Source organism: Rhizobium rosettiformans, assembly GCF_016806065.1.
In the GTDB taxonomy this organism is placed as follows: Bacteria; Pseudomonadota; Alphaproteobacteria; order Rhizobiales; family Rhizobiaceae; genus Allorhizobium.
On the sequence record NZ_CP032405.1, the window covers coordinates 496667 to 511423 of the forward strand.

A 14757-nucleotide genomic window follows, 5' to 3' on the forward strand; every position below is an offset into this window, starting at 1 on the left:
ACTGGCCGAGTATAGGCAAAGCAGGCGAACGCGAAAGCCCTGAAATACAGGGGTTACAGCGACGCCTCCCCAATTTTCGTAATTTCCTGTTAACCAGTTTTCTTTATATTTCCCAATGCACGATGGCTGTGCCTCCGCATGAGCGATTCCGGCTCCCGCTATTCGAGACAGGAATACCAAATGGCAGTGATCACCTTCGCGAATACGAAGGGCGGCGCAGGAAAGACGACTGCGGCCCTTCTTCTGGCCACCGAACTTCTCCACCGCAACTACCGAGTTTGCGTGATAGACGCCGACCCCCAGCGGTGGTTCTCCAAGTGGTACGAAGGCGCTGCATTGATGCCGAGGCTTTCCGTCGAGACCTATGTCTCCGCACCAACCATTCAAAAGATCGTCCACGAGCGCCGCAGCCAGTGGGATTTCGTCATCGTCGACCTTCCCGGCCTCCAGTCACCCCTGCTCGCCTCGGCCGTTGGACTATCGGATCACGTCATCGTTCCGATCCAGGGCTCGAGCATGGACGCGCAGGGAGGCGCCCAGGTGCTTGATCTCCTGCGCTACCTCGACCGCAAGGCGGGCATTCGCATTCCGCATTCCGTCGTCCTGTCCCGGGTCAATCCGGCCATCACGACTCGTTCGATGCAGGCGGTGAAGCGTCTGCTGTCGGAGCAGGACATCCGCGTCTTCGACACACCGATTGCTGAACGCGCCGCATTCCGGGAAATGTTCGACATGCATCGCCCGCTTCGAAAGCTCGACAATGCCCCGACCGCGGGTGGCGAAAAGGCAATCCTGAACGCACGGGCCTTCGCCGACGAGGTCCTGTCGCACGTCAATATTGGCAAGGCAGCAGCCCCTGCTTACGCTGCAAGACGCAATCTGCAGACACTGGAGACCGCCGCCTGAGGGCTCCATCACAACACAACCAACGGAAGCAGAAATTCTTGCGAGGCGTCGCGGCCAACAGCCCGGCGCCTCCTTTCGTTTTCTGGTCATTTTGCGACAGCGATGTCGCTGCTGCAATTTTGCCCGATAACTTCTCTAGCCTTCGCCAAATCACGATTCCGTCAGGCGTCGTGAAAGGCAACAAGGAGATTGCGACGTAAGAGATGACGGAACAACGCGGGCGATGGGCGAAATCGCCACATTCCTGCCGGATTTCATAGTGGCCTTGAGCCCGGCCCACGCGAAATTCTCATCTGTCATTCCTTATAAAGCAGCTATCGAAAGGACCGCTGGTGCGCCAAAAAGATACAATTTTTCGCAGCGCAAAATTGCATTGGTACCATTCGCAACCGATTTGGGGCGCGCTGAGAAGTCAACTAATGCACTGATAGAAATACGTATTTTTTCGCAAAAGTGACATGACACGCCAAAACCGGATTTTGCAGCCCAACAATTTGTCTAGAATTTTCGCGGCACTGCAACATCTTGACACCATGGACGTTCTCCCGGACCATTCCCGCACTTGGCTAGGTGGGTGAGACTTGTTCAACCGGTTGTGACCGGAGAAGGGTTTTGTGGCGTTGTCGAAAGATTGGAGCTGCAATGGATTACACTAGCAAGATCAGGGTGCTGGTTCTGGACGACAACCCGGTTCTCATCGACGGGCTGAACTTCCTCATCAACTCTACCCGCCAACTGCATGCGATTATCCTGCCGCAACGCAATCAAAAGCTGTGCGAAGCCATCGAAAAGCTCGAGCCCGACGTGATCGTGGCAGACCCGAACTTCCTGGACGGACTGGTCTCCGAATGCGGCCTGCAACTGCAGGACCTTCGCGCCAGGACCAAGCTGATCGCTTATTGTGATGCGCGAGAAACGCAGTCTGGAGAGACCTATATAAACCGTGGCTACAGTGGTGTGGTCACGAAGACGGTTGCCAGCCCACGCCTCCTGCGCGCGATCAAAAGCGTCCATGCCGGAGATGTCGTCATCGACGAAACAGTGCTCGCGCTGTCGGATCGACCGTCCAGACCCTGCGCAATCGACCAGCGGAAGCTGTCCATGAAGGAAGAGTTCGTCCTTCGCCATGTGGCACTCGGCAAAGCGATGAAAGAGATCGCAGCTGACATTCAGCTAAGCGCAAAGACGGTCGAGACATATAAGTATAGAGCAATAAAAAAGCTCGATCTTCGGACAAGATCAGATATTGTAAATTATGCAATAAGCGTAGGCTGGCTTCAGCACTAGTAATTCCCACATAGACATTAGAAAAGCCGCGTCATTTTGATTGCGGCTTTTTTGCGTTTTAATTTGCTATTTATCATGAAATTCTGAAATTTACTTTTTAGAAGACGGGAAATTCCTGACAAACGTCGTATTTTCCTGACTTTGATCAGGACAGCAATACTGCCAATTCTACAGCCGACATTAACGGAAGTTAACAATCGGCAAGCCCCAAGCTCGGGTTCTGCCGACCGGATAGAGGGCAGCAAATGGCTAGGATCAGCGTATTTGGGATCGGTTATGTCGGCGTCGTCGCCGCGGCATGCCTGGCAAAGGACGGCCATGAAGTGGTCGCGGTGGATATAGATCCTGCCAAGGTGGATACGATCAATCGCGGCAAGACCCCCATTGTCGAAAAGGGCCTTGAACCGCTGATCGAGATGACGGTGGCCAATGGCAGCCTCCGGGCCACGCTCGATATCGACGAGGCGATCGCCGCGACCGACCTCTCCTTTGTCTGCGTCGGCACACCGAGTGCGCCGGATGGTTCCGTCGGCCTGACCTATGTCGTCAAGGCCTGCGAGGCGATTGCTGCTGCGATCGCACGCAAGAAGGCTTTCCATTCCGTTGTCGTTCGTTCGACCATCGTGCCCGGCACCATGGACAAGGTCTGCATCCCCGCTCTGGAAGCCGCCTCCGGCCTGGTTGCTGGCAAGGATTTCGGGGTCGGCTACTACCCCGAGTTCCTGCGCGAAAGCACCGCCATCGAAGACTACTACGATCCGGGCCTGATCGTGTTCGGTGCGATCGACGAAACGACCGACAAGATCCTGCACGAGATCAATGCCGGTCTGCCTTGCGTCTGCCACTCTGTGCCGCTCGCGACCGCCGAGATGATCAAGTATACCAGCAACTCCTGGCGCGCCGTGAAGGTCACCTTCGCCAACGAAATAGGCAACATCGCCAAGGCCTGCGGCGTCGATGGCCAGCAGGTCATGAAGATCCTGTGCTCGGATCTCAAGGTCAACATTTCCCCCTACTTCATGCGCCCGGGTTTTGCCTTTGGAGGCTCCTGCCTGCCCAAGGACGTGCGCGCGCTCCGCCATCTGGCAAAGGAAGCGCATGTCGAAAGCGCCCTCCTCGACGCAGTCCTCGAAGCCAACGAAGCCCAGATCGACCGCGCAGAGACCATGGTTTCCCAGATGGGCGGCCAGACGATCGGGATGGTCGGCATCAGCTTCAAGACGGGCACCGACGACCTGCGCGAGAGCCCGCTGGCGAGCCTCGCCTCCCGCCTGATCGCGAAGGGCTATGACCTGAAGATCTACGATCCCTTCGTCCAGCAGGCCTATGCCGAGGGCATGAGCGGGGCCGGTCGCGGCAACGACACTTCGATCGACCTGAAGAACCGGCTGGTCGGAGAACTCGACGACCTCATCGACTCCTCGGATGTCATCCTCGTCGGCAATCACTATGCCGAGGCGATGCAGGCTCTCGACCAGTCGAGCGATAAGGTGCCGATGGTCGACCTGTTGCGCATCCGGCCGGACATTCGCTCGTCCGGCACCTACCAGGGCATCTGCTGGTAAGGAGCGCCGATATGCTGGCCCACGTCATCTATCTCTTGTCCATGACGATCCTGGCGCTCAGCGTGCCGCACCCAACCGTATCCGCAGTCTCCGGCACCCTGATCACCGTCGGACTGATTGGCGCCTGGCGTTATGCCTGGGCCGGGATCAACCTGGCGCGGGCCGCCTATTTCCTGAACTTCGCCTATCCTCGGCGGCGCCGTCAGGCCGCCGAGGCCTACAAAGCCCGGGGTCTGAAGGATCATGCCTACTTCCTGGTCACGACCTACAAGATCGCCCCTGAGATCTCGACCCGCGTCTATCGCTCGATCTTCGAGGCCGCCTTCAGGGCAACCGGCGGCGCGACCATTGTCGCTTCCATCGTCGATGAGGCAGATGCGCGCCTCATCCGTCGGGTCATGGCATCGGTTGCCCTCCACCATCCCGGCCGCGAAGCGACCGTCGGCCTGAAGATCGACAAGATCGAGGGTACCGGCAAGCGTGACGCGCTCGCAACCGCGCTCCGCTCGATCGCAAGGCTCAATCCCGGCCGCAACGACATCGTCATCTTCGTCGACGGTGACAGCTGCGTGCCCCATGATGTCGTTGACCGCAGCATTCCCTTCTTCACCGATCCGAGCATCGGTGCCGTCACCACCGACGAACTCAGCGACACCCAGGGCGGACGCCTCTTCCGCGACTGGTTCGACCTCCGCTTCTCGCAGCGCCACGTCATGATGTCGTCGATGTCTTTGGGCGGACGTGTGCTCACCCTTACCGGCCGCATGTCGATCTTTCGCGCAAGCCTTGCGACCGATCCCGGCTTCGTCGACCTCGTCCGCAACGATTTCATCGACCACTGGCGTCTCGGCCGTGTCCACTTCCTGACCGGTGACGACAAGTCCACCTGGTTCTGGCTGCTGCAGCGCGGCTACAAGATGCTCTACCTGCCGGATCTCTGCACCCTGTCGATCGAGACCCAGCCCAAGGACGGCTTCTTCGAATCCGCCACGACGCTGATGACCCGCTGGTTCGGCAACATGCTGCGCACCAACGCTCGGGCGCTCGCCCTTCCCGCCTCGCGCATCGGCTATTTCACCTGGTGGTCGATCCTCGATCAGGCGCTGTCGATCTGGACGACGTTGGCCGGCCCCGCGAGCATCCTCTTGGCCGCTTTCTTCGTCAGCCCCTGGATCCTGCCGATCTACATCGCCTGGGTCATGTTCACCCGCTACCTCTTTTGCACGGTCATCATGGCCTTCCGCGGCGAGAGCCTCCCGATCACCTACCCCTTCCTCCTGTATTTCAGCCAGGTCGGCGGCGCGATCGTCAAGAGCTTCATTCTCTTCCGCCTCGATCGCCAGAGATGGACCCGTCAGTCGGGCTCCGGCTCAAACCGGACCATCCCACTTGGCCAGCGCTGGCGCGCCATGAGCTCCACCTACATGCACTGCCTTGCCCTCGGATGGCTCATCCTCGGCGTGGCCTATGTCGGCAACATCATCTAACCCCGAAGGACCGTAACCATGGATATCGAAACGAAGACCGTACGCGACACCGCTTCCACGGGCTACGCCGGACAGGCAGAAAGCTTCCCGATCCTGCTCGACACGGGCACCGAACACCCGAAGACCAACATCCCCTTCGTCACCGTGATCGACGGTCGCCAGTTCACCGGCCGCAGCCTTTCGCTCGTTTCGGCCACCGTCTCCGGCCTTGCCGGTCCGGAGCTTGAGGGCAAGGAGCGCATTGCCGTCCTGCGTTTCGATTTCGATGGCTACACGATTTCCCTGCAGGTCGATGTCCGCATCAGCCGCACCCATGCCGAGACCGGCGAAGTGCGCCTCGATTTCCTCGAGCCGACCGGCGAACATCTGCCAACCCTGCGCTACCTCCTGAACAGCTATATCGCGGGTGACATCACCTCGGTCGACGGCATCATCAGCCTGCGAGAGAGGGCCGCAGTCAGCGGCAGCAAGAAGCAGGCGGGTCAGGCGAGCATCGGCAACATCGTCGGTCGCGGCCTCAAGATGGCCGCAACCGTTGCCTTCAGCCTTGCCCTTGCCGGAATCGCCGCCAACCTCATCTACGAGCGCGTCTTCTCCAAGGAGGTGAAGCAGCTTGCGGTGCTGTCTGCCGGCGGCCAGCCCTTGCGCGCCATTGCAAGCGGCCAGATTTCCTATCTCGATCTCGGCGCGACCCGCGGCGAAGTGCTTTACACTCTGCAATCGGTCTCCGGCACGACGCTCAGCGTCAACATGCCCTGCGATTGCCGCATCCTGCCGACCCGCGCCGGTGAAGGCTCGACGGTCATGGCCGGCGACGCGATCGTCGAGGTTGTCGACGAAACGGCAACCCCGGTCGTGCAGGCCGTCGTTTCCGCCGAGCAGGCCAAGCAACTCGTCTCCGGTGACATCGCCGAACTGCGTTTCTCGGACGGCCAGGTCGCCTTCGGCAGCCTCGCACAGAATGTCGAAGCCCTGACGGCAGTTGGCAACGAAGGCGAGATGCGTGCCTTGATCGAGCCGAATACCGAGCTCGGCAGCGAAGCCGTCGGCTCCCCCGTCTCCGTCCGCATCATCAGCCAGCGCATCTTCACGCTCCGCCAGAAGCTTGGCCAGTGGTTCAGCGAAGGAGCGGCAAGCTGAGTAGCCCGTCCAGGCAGACTATCCCGCGCAATCACTCCAACGGATTCACAGGAGCAGCCATGCAAGACGTTCATCCCCTTATCCTCTGCGGAGGAATCGGCACGCGCCTCTGGCCTCTGTCGCGCACGGAACATCCCAAGCAGTTCCAGCGCATCGACGGCAATTCGGAGACCACCTTCTTCCACGCAACCGTGGAACGCCATCGCGCGCCGGGCTTCGCTGACCCGATCGTTGCCGTCAGCAGCGCCCATGTCGCAACCGTGCTACGCCAGCTGAGCGACCTCAAGTGCCCGGCCCGCGTTCTCGCCGAGCCGATCTCGCGCAACACCGGTCCGGCCGTGCTCGCAGCCGCCCTGACACTTGCCAAGACCGATCCGGCATCGCTGATCTGCGTCATCCCCTCCGACCACATCGTCAAGGGAGACCTGCCGGCCAACGTGCTCGCCGCTCGCAGGGCCGCGGAACAGGGCCACATCGTCCTCTTCGGCGTTCCGCCGGAATACCCGGAGACCGGCTATGGCTACATCGTCGACGGCGGCGCCCTCGAGGATCTCACCTGCGCCCGCAAGGTGTCGAGCTTCATCGAAAAGCCGCCGGTGGAAGTCGCAACGGCCCTCATCGACGCCGGCGGCGCTTACTGGGCCTCGGGCTTGAGCCTCTTCAGAGCCGACGTCCTGATCGAAGAGTTCAAGCGCCTCGATCCAACGACCTTCGAGGCCGTGAAGAACGCGCTCGATCATGGCTTCGAGACCGAGCACGCATTCTATCTCAATGCCGAGGCACTGCAGCCGGCCGCCAATCTGCCAACCGAGTCCATCGTCTTCGAACATTCGCCCCGCACCGTGATTGCTCCCCTGCTCGTGGCATGGAGCGATGTCGGGGCCTGGAATGCCCTGCACCACATCGCCGAGAAAGACGATGACGGCAACGTCCTGAGCGGTGACGTCATCAGCATCGACACTCGCAACTCCTATGTGCGCGCATCGAGCAAGCTGGTTGCCGTTGTCGGCATGGACGATGTGGTCGTGGTCGACACCGACGATGCCCTGCTCATCACGACGCGGGATCAGGCCCAGCAGGTCAAGCAGATCGTCAAGAAGCTTGAGAGCATCAAGCGCCGCGAACTCGCCCAGCACATGCGCAACCAGATGGCCTGGGGTGAGGTCCGCCGTGTCCAATCAGGCCCGGGCTACGAGCTGCGAATGATGACGCTGCGCCCCGGCACCATGCTGCCGATCGCAGAAGATGCCTCGTCACACCGCATGGTGACGGTGACGACAGGATCCGGGCTTTTGAAGACCGGTGCCGTCACACGGCCGCTGCGCATGGGTGACAATTTCGAGGTGCCAGCCGGCGAGGCGGCGTCGATCTATTGCGGCCCGGAAACCGAAATGCAGTTGGTCGAAGTCGTCTGCGAAGTCGCTGTCGCCGCATCCGTCGATGCGGTGGCCACCCTGCAACTCGTGCACAGCTGAGGAATGGCGATGCGCAAGGGGCTCCCTCTTCTTCTGACACTCTTGATGACGTCGACCGCTCCCGGCCTGCGCGCCGAGAGCTTCGGCCACGCTGACGTGGACGGACTGACCCGGACAGTTTCGGAGATCAGAGGACAGCTTCGCGACCCCGCCTCCCGAAAGGACGACTTGCGCGCGCTCCTCTCCGGTCGCTTGGCCGAGGTTCGACAGGACGGCGCTGAAACGCCCCTCGCCCTCGACCGCCTCGCGACCGCCGGGAAGCTGCATACGGTGCCCATCGACTTCATGCTGGCCCAGCTGCGCTTGCAGACGGCAAGGCATTTCAATGTCGAGATCGAAAAGGCGCTGGCCAACCGCGCGGCACCGGCGCTCTTCATCCGCGGCGGCTCGATGACGCTCGACCAGTTGCTGGCCGAAGCAGCAAACAGTCATCCCGGCGCTTTGGAGCAGAAGGGAGAGAAAGTCGTCTCCCATTGGCCGATCGTCATTTGGTCCGATTCCGCGCTGGTGATTGCCCCCGGGCAGTCGCTCGAGCTGTCGACGGAGGATGGTGCCTTTATCCTGAATTCCGGGCTTCTGACCGTGGACGGCGGCGAACTCTCCGCTTCGGACGGCACCAACCCGGGTCTCAACGCCTTCCGTCCCTTCGTGGCGACTGCGATGACCGGCGCCGTGCAGGCCCGGCGAGCCCATTTCAAAAACCTCGGCTTTGGCGGTTCCGGCGCAACCAGCGGCCTCTCCGTGCTCGGCGCCGCCCTCTTCCCCTCCAAGATTGCCTCCTATCTGACGGACAGCAGCTTCGAGAACATGTCGGGCATCAGCCTCGAAAACACCCATCGGGTGGTCGTTTCGGACAACCACTTTTCCGGCGGAACAGGCCCGGCCATCGCATTGAAAGGCGTCACCGGGGCACAAATCCGGGACAACGTGATCACCGGCACCACCGAGGCCCAGGCGATCGATGTGCAGAACACCAGTTCTGCGATCGACGTTACCGGCAACATCCTGATCGGCAATCGCGGCAGCGGCATCTTCGTCGCCAACGATGCGCGCGACATTGCGATCACCGGCAATCTTCTGTCGGGCAATGGACGCGGCGGTGTCTCCGTCGTTCGAAGCGCCTGCGTGACGATCGCCGACAACATCGTGCTGTCGAACAGCCAGGTCGGGATCAAGCTGCGCGCCAGCCACGCGCTGACCCTGTCGCGCAATGATCTCGTCGCCAATGCCGGCGCGGGTGTCTCGATCATCGACCAGGATGAGAACGCCCGCGTCGTCGTCGACGGCAATGTCTTTACTGGCAACAAGTCCGGCATTCATGGCGGCGCAGCGAGCGAAGTGGCGCTGACGGCCAATGATTTTGGCGGCCAGTCGCCGATCCTGCTCGACGGCGAATTCGCCCCCTATGTGCCGCATCTCCTGCGGGCAGCCGCCGGCCCCGATGCGGACAGTCGCGCCCTCACCATTCACGCCAACACGTCATCCGCCGATCCGGTGGACTGCAAGACCGGGAGCTGACAATGGTTTTCTCGTCAGAGACTTTCCTGTTTCTCTTTTTGCCACTGTTCCTGGCCGCCTATTACCTGACCCCGGACCGGTTCAAGTCCTGGACCATTCTGATCGGGTCCTACCTCTTTTACTGCTGGTGGCGACCGGACTTCCTCTTGCTCTTCGTCGGCGTGACGGCCTGGGCCTATGGCTGTGGCCTGATGATCGAGCGGTGGGAAGGCCAGGCCAAGGCGAAGATCCCCCTCGTTCTCGGTGTGGTGGGCTGCCTTTCGGTTCTGGGCGTCTTCAAATACCTGAACTTTTTCGTCGACAGCTTCGCCGCCCTGCTCGGCACGACGCCTGATGAACTCGGTGTTCACTGGCGCCTGATCCTGCCCATCGGCATTTCCTTCTACGTCTTCCAGGCCGTCGGTTATGTCATCGACGTCTACCGCAAGGACACGCCGGCAACCCGCAACTTCGTCGACTTTGCCGCCTTCATTGCGCTCTTCCCCCAGTTGATCGCCGGCCCCATCCTGCGTTTCAAGGACCTGGCGGACCAGTTCCACTCCCGCACCCATAGTCTCGCTCTCTTTTCGACCGGCCTCGGTGTCTTCACGATCGGCCTAGCGAAGAAGGTCCTCCTTGCCGACTCGATCGCCCCGGTGGCGGACGCCGCCTTCTCGTCTGCCAACGTCACCTTCGTCGAGGGCTGGCTCGGCGCCGCCGCCTACACGCTGCAGCTTTATTTCGACTTCTCCGGCTATTCCGACATGGCCATCGGCCTTGGCCTGATGATGGGCTTCAAGTTCATCCGCAACTTCGACACGCCCTATGTCAGCGCCTCGATCACCGAGTTCTGGCAGCGCTGGCACATCAGCCTCTCGACCTGGCTGCGCGACTATCTCTACATCCCGCTCGGCGGCAATCGCTTAGGCCCGCTGCGCACCTACCTGAACCTCTTCCTGGTCATGCTGCTCGGCGGCCTCTGGCACGGCGCCGCCTGGACCTTCGTCCTCTGGGGGGCCTGGCACGGCGGCTGGTTGGCAGTCGAGCGTTACACGGGATACGCCCGGGCCGGGCTCAACAAAGCCTTCACCGTTCCGGCAACCCTCCTGCTCGTCGTCATCGGCTGGGTCATGTTCCGCGCCGCAAGCGTTGGCGAAGCCTTCTCGGTCTATGCCGGCATGCTCGGACTAAACGGCATGGCGCCGAGCCTGGAATTCCTGGCAAGCGTCAACCAGGAGCACCTCGTCTTCATCATGATCGCCATCGTGGCCGTGGTGATGGAGCCTCGCTTCAAGCACCTGACCGATCCGGACCGCGTGCCGCTTATCGGGACACCGCAGGTGGCGGCCGATGGCACGGTGATTGCAACGTCGTCGATCGCCTATCCGCTCGCAATGACCGCTCTCCTGGCGGTGACGATCGCACGCCTCGCCGAGCAGTCGGCCTCACCATTCCTCTATTTCCAGTTCTGACAGGAGCAAGACCATGCCAAGTCTGCGCCAGTACACAGCGACACTGCTTCTGCCCTCCGCCTTCTTCGGCTACGCGCTCTATGCGAATTCGGCCCTGCTGACGAATGCGGCCTCCCCGGCAGCCCAGGCTTCGGAGGCGAGGAACCTCTCGCTTTCCTACGTCATGGACGGCGAGGCGACACGCGATCTCGATACGCTCTACAAGAATGAACTTCCCCATCGCGCAGCCTCTGTCGGTCTGTTCGGCAACGCGCGCTACGCGCTTCTCGGAGCGGGCCGAAAGGGCGTCGTCGTCGGTGACGACGGATGGTTCTTCACCGCAGAAGAATTCAAGACCGTCTCGCCCAGCGACATTGACGACGCCGTCCAGCGGATCGTGGAAGTCAAGCGAGAGCTTGAAGCCCGAGGCATCCAGTTGGTGCTCGCACCGCTGCCGGCAAAGTCCGACCTTTATGCCGAAGACGTGCCCTCCCTCGTCCGCAGCGCCGCCATGGCTGACGCCTATCGCGACTTTTCGACTGCTCTTCAGAAACAGGGGATCATCGTCGCGGACACCCGCGCCACGATGCTGACGGCAAAACCATTCGGCGACGTATTCCTGAAGTCGGACACGCATTGGTCGCCGGCCGGCGCCAATGCCGCAGCAGAGGCCGTCCAGTCAAGCCTTCAGCTGAGCGGCATAGATCTTGCCCCGCAGGATCTGACCGCGCAGTGGCAGACCCCGGTGACCCTGTGGGGAGATCTGACCAAGTTCGTCACCTCTCCAGACTATGCACCGACGGTCGGCCTGGCGGAGGAAAGCGTGCCGATCTACCGGACGCGGGTCAGTGAGGCGGCAAGCGGCGCCGACATCTTCGGCGACGATTCCTCCGTCCCGGTCATGCTCGTCGGCACCAGCTACAGCGCCAACGAGAACTGGTCATTCGCCGACTTCCTCCGCCAATCGCTGCAAGCCGATGTCGCGAACGTGGCGAAGGAAGGTCTCGGACCCGGCGTACCAATGATGGACCTGCTTGCCGGTTCCACGCTCGACGAGACCGCCCCGACCGTCGTCGTCTGGGAGTTCCCGGTCCGCTATCTCGGCACCAAGACGCTCTGGCAGCGAGACGGTGAGACCAAGACGGAGGGCGGCAATGTCTGATCGTCTCGTCCGCCTGCTCTGCTCGGCCCTTATGGGATTGCCTCTGATGGCGGCCTCGCCCGCCCATGCGGTCAAGCCCCTCTTTCCACGCAACCCGCCCGAAGCCGCCGAACCTGCCAAACCGGTGAAGCGCAAGACGATGGGGCCTGCCTCGCATCTGCCGCTCGCCTTGCAGGAGGCGCGAAAGCGGCTGCTGGCCGGCAAGCGGGTTTCCTATCGGGAGCTTCAGGCGCTCGCTGATGCCAAGGACGGGATCGGCGCCTTCAAGCTGGCCGAGCGGATCCAGAAACAGGGAGACCCGAAGCTCGCGACCGACGCGCTGCACTACTTCGCCATCGCCGCCTACCATGATCGCGGCTACGCGGTGCGGCACATGATGGACATCCTCGGCAACGACAGCCTGGAGCTCGCGCCTTCCCATCTTGAAAGCGCGGAAGCAGCCCTTCGGCGGGAGGCACGCAAAGGAAACGACCAGGCGGTTGACGGTCTCATCCGGCTCTACAGCGAGGGCCGGCGGTTCGGCGACAAGCGCGACGAACTGGAATCCCTGCTCGCCTCCGGCAAGGGCAATAAAAGCGGCGACACGGCCTTCAAACTCGCCGTGCTTCTCCTCTCCGATCGCGACCGCACGCCTGAAAAGACCGAGCAAGCCAGCCGATTTCTGACGATCGCCAAGGAGAACGGCAGCATCGGGATGAAGGCGGCGGCCAGCAACCTTCTGGCCCAGCTTGAGACGACGTCCAGTGAAACAAACATGGAGGTTATGCCATGACCCGCGTTCGCAAGACACGCATACTCGCCGGCACCGCACTTGCGGCCGTCATCGTGGCGTCCGGCCATCACGCCCGCGCCGAAATGCCGGAAGGCGATGCCGCCTCCAGCTACGGATGCCGCAGCCTGGAGGAAATCGCCGAGCTCCAGATGATCGAAGGCCAGGATGGAATGTTCTTCCGCATCCTCGCCGACCTGCGCCTGCAGCACGCTTTCACCGATCAGACGGTCGATCATCTTGCCGCCATGGCGAAAGCTCTGGAGAAGAATGGCACGACCCTGATCTATGTGCCGCTTCCCACCAAGTCGCAGGTTCTTCCGGAGCTCGTGCCGGAGCGCGCCTCCCTCTATGGCTTCGATGCCGGGATCGCCACGGAAATCTACGACGACGTCGTTCGCCGCCTGAACGACAAGGGCGTCGCTGCCGTCGACATCGCCACGCCGATGCGAAAGAACAATCGCAATAGTTTCGGCGAGTATTCCTTCTTCCAGGCAGACTTCCACTGGACGGCCCACGGCGCAGACGTCGCAGCCAAGGCGATCGGCGACCGGCTGAAGGCATTGCCGGCCTATGCTGACGTGACCCCGGTCCGCTTCGACATGCGGGAAGTGCCACCGCCGGAAGAATTCTCGAGCATGCGCGAAATGCTGCAGAAGCACTGCATCTCGCATGTGCCGACCGTGACGGCCCACACCTACGAGGCTGTGCGCGTCGAGGATGACGCAGCCGAGTCAGGCGCCATGGACATCTTCGGCAGCGGCGATGAGACCGCCATTGCCCTGATCGGCACCAGTTACTCCGACAAGCCGATCAGCAATTTCTCGGGCTATCTGGAGCACTGGAGCAGCATCCCGGTCGAAAACTACTCGATCTCGGGCGGCAACCAGTTCGGTTCGATCCTCTCCTACATCACCTCCCGCGAGTTCCAGGAGCGCCGTCCTCGTTTCCTGATCTGGGAAAACCCGATCTACAACAATCTCGGCCAGTATGGTGCAGCCCCCTGGGCGGAAATCGTCGCCGCATCGCTCGGCGAATGCAGCCCCGCCATTCCCGCCAATGCCAGCGGCAACAACGCGGTCGAAGCCGATCTTTCGACGATGAAGCTGAGCCAAGGCGACGTCATCCTTGCCGATATCGGCAGTGACGTCAGCCGCAAGGCCACCTTCACCCTGACCGGCGCCGACGGCACCGTGCGCACCCGCTCGATCGAACGCGGTGACCGCCTGCGCTCCACCGGCCGCTATTTCTTTTCGCTCGGCGGCTTCCCCGAAGGTTCGATCGAGAAAGTGGCCGTCAGCTTCGACGCCCCGATCGACGACACCACCACCCTATCCATCTGCAAGACCAAAACTGGAGAACAGTCATGATGACCAAGGTCCCCACACGCTTCGCCCTCGCAACTTTTGCGGCCACCCTTGCCCTCTCGACTGCGGCTTTCGCCGACGACGGCGGGCTCTATGAAAAGCCGCTCGATCCCAACTCCGCCTTCGTCCGGGTGATTGCACCCGGTGCGACGACGGCATCCGTGCAGAACAGCGCCTTCAACCAGCTTGAAGAGGGGGTCTCGCCCTATGTGGCTGTCGCCCCCGGAGACATTCCTGTCTCCTCCAGCTTCGGCGAAGGCAGCATCAAGGCGAGCGCCGGCAAGTTCTATTCCGTCGTCGTTACCAAGGCGGGTGCGACGACCGTCGTCGACGACATGACCAAGAATCCGTCCAAGGCGACGCTTTCGCTCTACAACCTCACCGAAAAGGCCGCGATCGATCTCTTCGTGCCCCAGGCAGGCGCAGAAGCCGTTTCGGATGTCGACAGCGGCGGCTCGAAGTCCGTGGCGCTCAGAGCACCGCTTGCCGTCGATCTGGTCGTTCGCGAAGGCGACAAGGATCTCGCCAAGCTCGACAAGGTCGAATTCAAGCGGCTCGCCGGTGTGACCATCGTAGTCACCGGCGAAGGCGATCAGGTCGACGCAGTCGCCGTTCCCAGCACCATTGCCCGATAATTGAAGACAGGTTCCG

Annotated in this window: 13 protein-coding genes; all 13 read left to right on the top strand. The window is 61.6% G+C overall.

The features are described 5' to 3' along the window. Positions 1–180: 180 nt before the first annotated feature. The 13 genes from D4A92_RS02490 to D4A92_RS02550 all read left to right on the top strand — a co-directional run bounded on the left by D4A92_RS02490 (position 181) and on the right by D4A92_RS02550 (position 14741). Complete coding sequence (locus tag D4A92_RS02490) at positions 181–906, top strand: ParA family protein (RefSeq protein WP_203017882.1); 726 nt, start codon at positions 181–183, stop codon at positions 904–906. 223 nt (positions 907–1129) lie between these two features. Further along, positions 1130–1363, top strand: coding sequence for a hypothetical protein (locus D4A92_RS02495; RefSeq protein WP_203017883.1), 234 nt, complete (start codon positions 1130–1132; stop codon positions 1361–1363). 185 nt (positions 1364–1548) lie between these two features. Continuing rightward, positions 1549–2193 carry a LuxR C-terminal-related transcriptional regulator gene (locus tag D4A92_RS02500; protein WP_203017886.1) on the top strand — a complete coding sequence of 215 codons (645 nt, stop codon included), beginning with the start codon at positions 1549–1551 and terminating at the stop codon, positions 2191–2193. A 245-nt stretch (positions 2194–2438) separates the two neighbouring features. Continuing rightward, positions 2439–3758, top strand: a complete 1320-nt coding sequence (locus D4A92_RS02505) for a nucleotide sugar dehydrogenase (protein WP_203017888.1) — start codon at positions 2439–2441, stop codon at positions 3756–3758. 11 nt (positions 3759–3769) lie between these two features. Continuing rightward, positions 3770–5245 carry a glycosyltransferase gene (locus tag D4A92_RS02510; RefSeq protein ID WP_203017890.1) on the top strand — a complete coding sequence of 492 codons (1476 nt, stop codon included), beginning with the start codon at positions 3770–3772 and terminating at the stop codon, positions 5243–5245. An 18-nt stretch (positions 5246–5263) separates the two neighbouring features. After that, positions 5264–6385, top strand: coding sequence for a pilus assembly protein PilZ (locus D4A92_RS02515; protein WP_203017892.1), 1122 nt, complete (start codon positions 5264–5266; stop codon positions 6383–6385). A gap of 59 nt (positions 6386–6444) precedes the next feature. Further along, positions 6445–7860 (top strand): mannose-1-phosphate guanylyltransferase, encoded by a 1416-nt coding sequence (locus D4A92_RS02520; protein WP_203017894.1) that lies wholly within the window; start codon positions 6445–6447, stop codon positions 7858–7860. 9 nt (positions 7861–7869) lie between these two features. Further along, a complete protein-coding gene (locus D4A92_RS02525; RefSeq protein ID WP_203017896.1) occupies positions 7870–9378 on the top strand; it encodes a NosD domain-containing protein in 1509 nt (502 codons plus the stop codon). A gap of 2 nt (positions 9379–9380) precedes the next feature. After that, a complete protein-coding gene (locus D4A92_RS02530; protein WP_203017898.1) occupies positions 9381–10829 on the top strand; it encodes an MBOAT family O-acyltransferase in 1449 nt (482 codons plus the stop codon). Between the two features lie 13 nt (positions 10830–10842). Beyond that, positions 10843–11970 (top strand): alginate O-acetyltransferase, encoded by a 1128-nt coding sequence (locus D4A92_RS02535; protein WP_203017900.1) that lies wholly within the window; start codon positions 10843–10845, stop codon positions 11968–11970. Beyond that, a complete protein-coding gene (locus tag D4A92_RS02540; RefSeq protein ID WP_203017902.1) occupies positions 11963–12742 on the top strand; it encodes a hypothetical protein in 780 nt (259 codons plus the stop codon). Before D4A92_RS02535 ends, D4A92_RS02540 begins: the two co-directional genes overlap by 8 nt. Then, positions 12739–14109 carry an alginate O-acetyltransferase AlgX-related protein gene (locus tag D4A92_RS02545; protein ID WP_203017904.1) on the top strand — a complete coding sequence of 457 codons (1371 nt, stop codon included), beginning with the start codon at positions 12739–12741 and terminating at the stop codon, positions 14107–14109. The genes D4A92_RS02540 and D4A92_RS02545 overlap by 4 nt, the downstream gene beginning before the upstream one ends. Then, on the top strand, positions 14106–14741 hold the full coding sequence (locus tag D4A92_RS02550; protein WP_203017906.1) for an alginate O-acetyltransferase AlgF: 636 nt from the start codon (positions 14106–14108) through the stop codon (positions 14739–14741). Before D4A92_RS02545 ends, D4A92_RS02550 begins: the two co-directional genes overlap by 4 nt. Positions 14742–14757 lie beyond the last annotated feature (16 nt).

Bases quoted from the DNA above. Each gene is read 5' to 3' on its own strand.
- D4A92_RS02490 (WP_203017882.1), top strand. From the start codon at position 181: ATGGCAGTGATCACCTTCGCGAATACGAAGGGCGGCGCAGGAAAGACG.
- D4A92_RS02495 (WP_203017883.1), top strand. From the start codon at position 1,130: ATGGGCGAAATCGCCACATTCCTGCCGGATTTCATAGTGGCCTTGAGC.
- D4A92_RS02500 (WP_203017886.1), top strand. From the start codon at position 1,549: ATGGATTACACTAGCAAGATCAGGGTGCTGGTTCTGGACGACAACCCG.
- D4A92_RS02505 (WP_203017888.1), top strand. From the start codon at position 2,439: ATGGCTAGGATCAGCGTATTTGGGATCGGTTATGTCGGCGTCGTCGCC.
- D4A92_RS02510 (WP_203017890.1), top strand. From the start codon at position 3,770: ATGCTGGCCCACGTCATCTATCTCTTGTCCATGACGATCCTGGCGCTC.
- D4A92_RS02515 (WP_203017892.1), top strand. From the start codon at position 5,264: ATGGATATCGAAACGAAGACCGTACGCGACACCGCTTCCACGGGCTAC.
- D4A92_RS02520 (WP_203017894.1), top strand. From the start codon at position 6,445: ATGCAAGACGTTCATCCCCTTATCCTCTGCGGAGGAATCGGCACGCGC.
- D4A92_RS02525 (WP_203017896.1), top strand. From the start codon at position 7,870: ATGCGCAAGGGGCTCCCTCTTCTTCTGACACTCTTGATGACGTCGACC.
- D4A92_RS02530 (WP_203017898.1), top strand. From the start codon at position 9,381: ATGGTTTTCTCGTCAGAGACTTTCCTGTTTCTCTTTTTGCCACTGTTC.
- D4A92_RS02535 (WP_203017900.1), top strand. From the start codon at position 10,843: ATGCCAAGTCTGCGCCAGTACACAGCGACACTGCTTCTGCCCTCCGCC.
- D4A92_RS02540 (WP_203017902.1), top strand. From the start codon at position 11,963: ATGTCTGATCGTCTCGTCCGCCTGCTCTGCTCGGCCCTTATGGGATTG.
- D4A92_RS02545 (WP_203017904.1), top strand. From the start codon at position 12,739: ATGACCCGCGTTCGCAAGACACGCATACTCGCCGGCACCGCACTTGCG.
- D4A92_RS02550 (WP_203017906.1), top strand. From the start codon at position 14,106: ATGATGACCAAGGTCCCCACACGCTTCGCCCTCGCAACTTTTGCGGCC.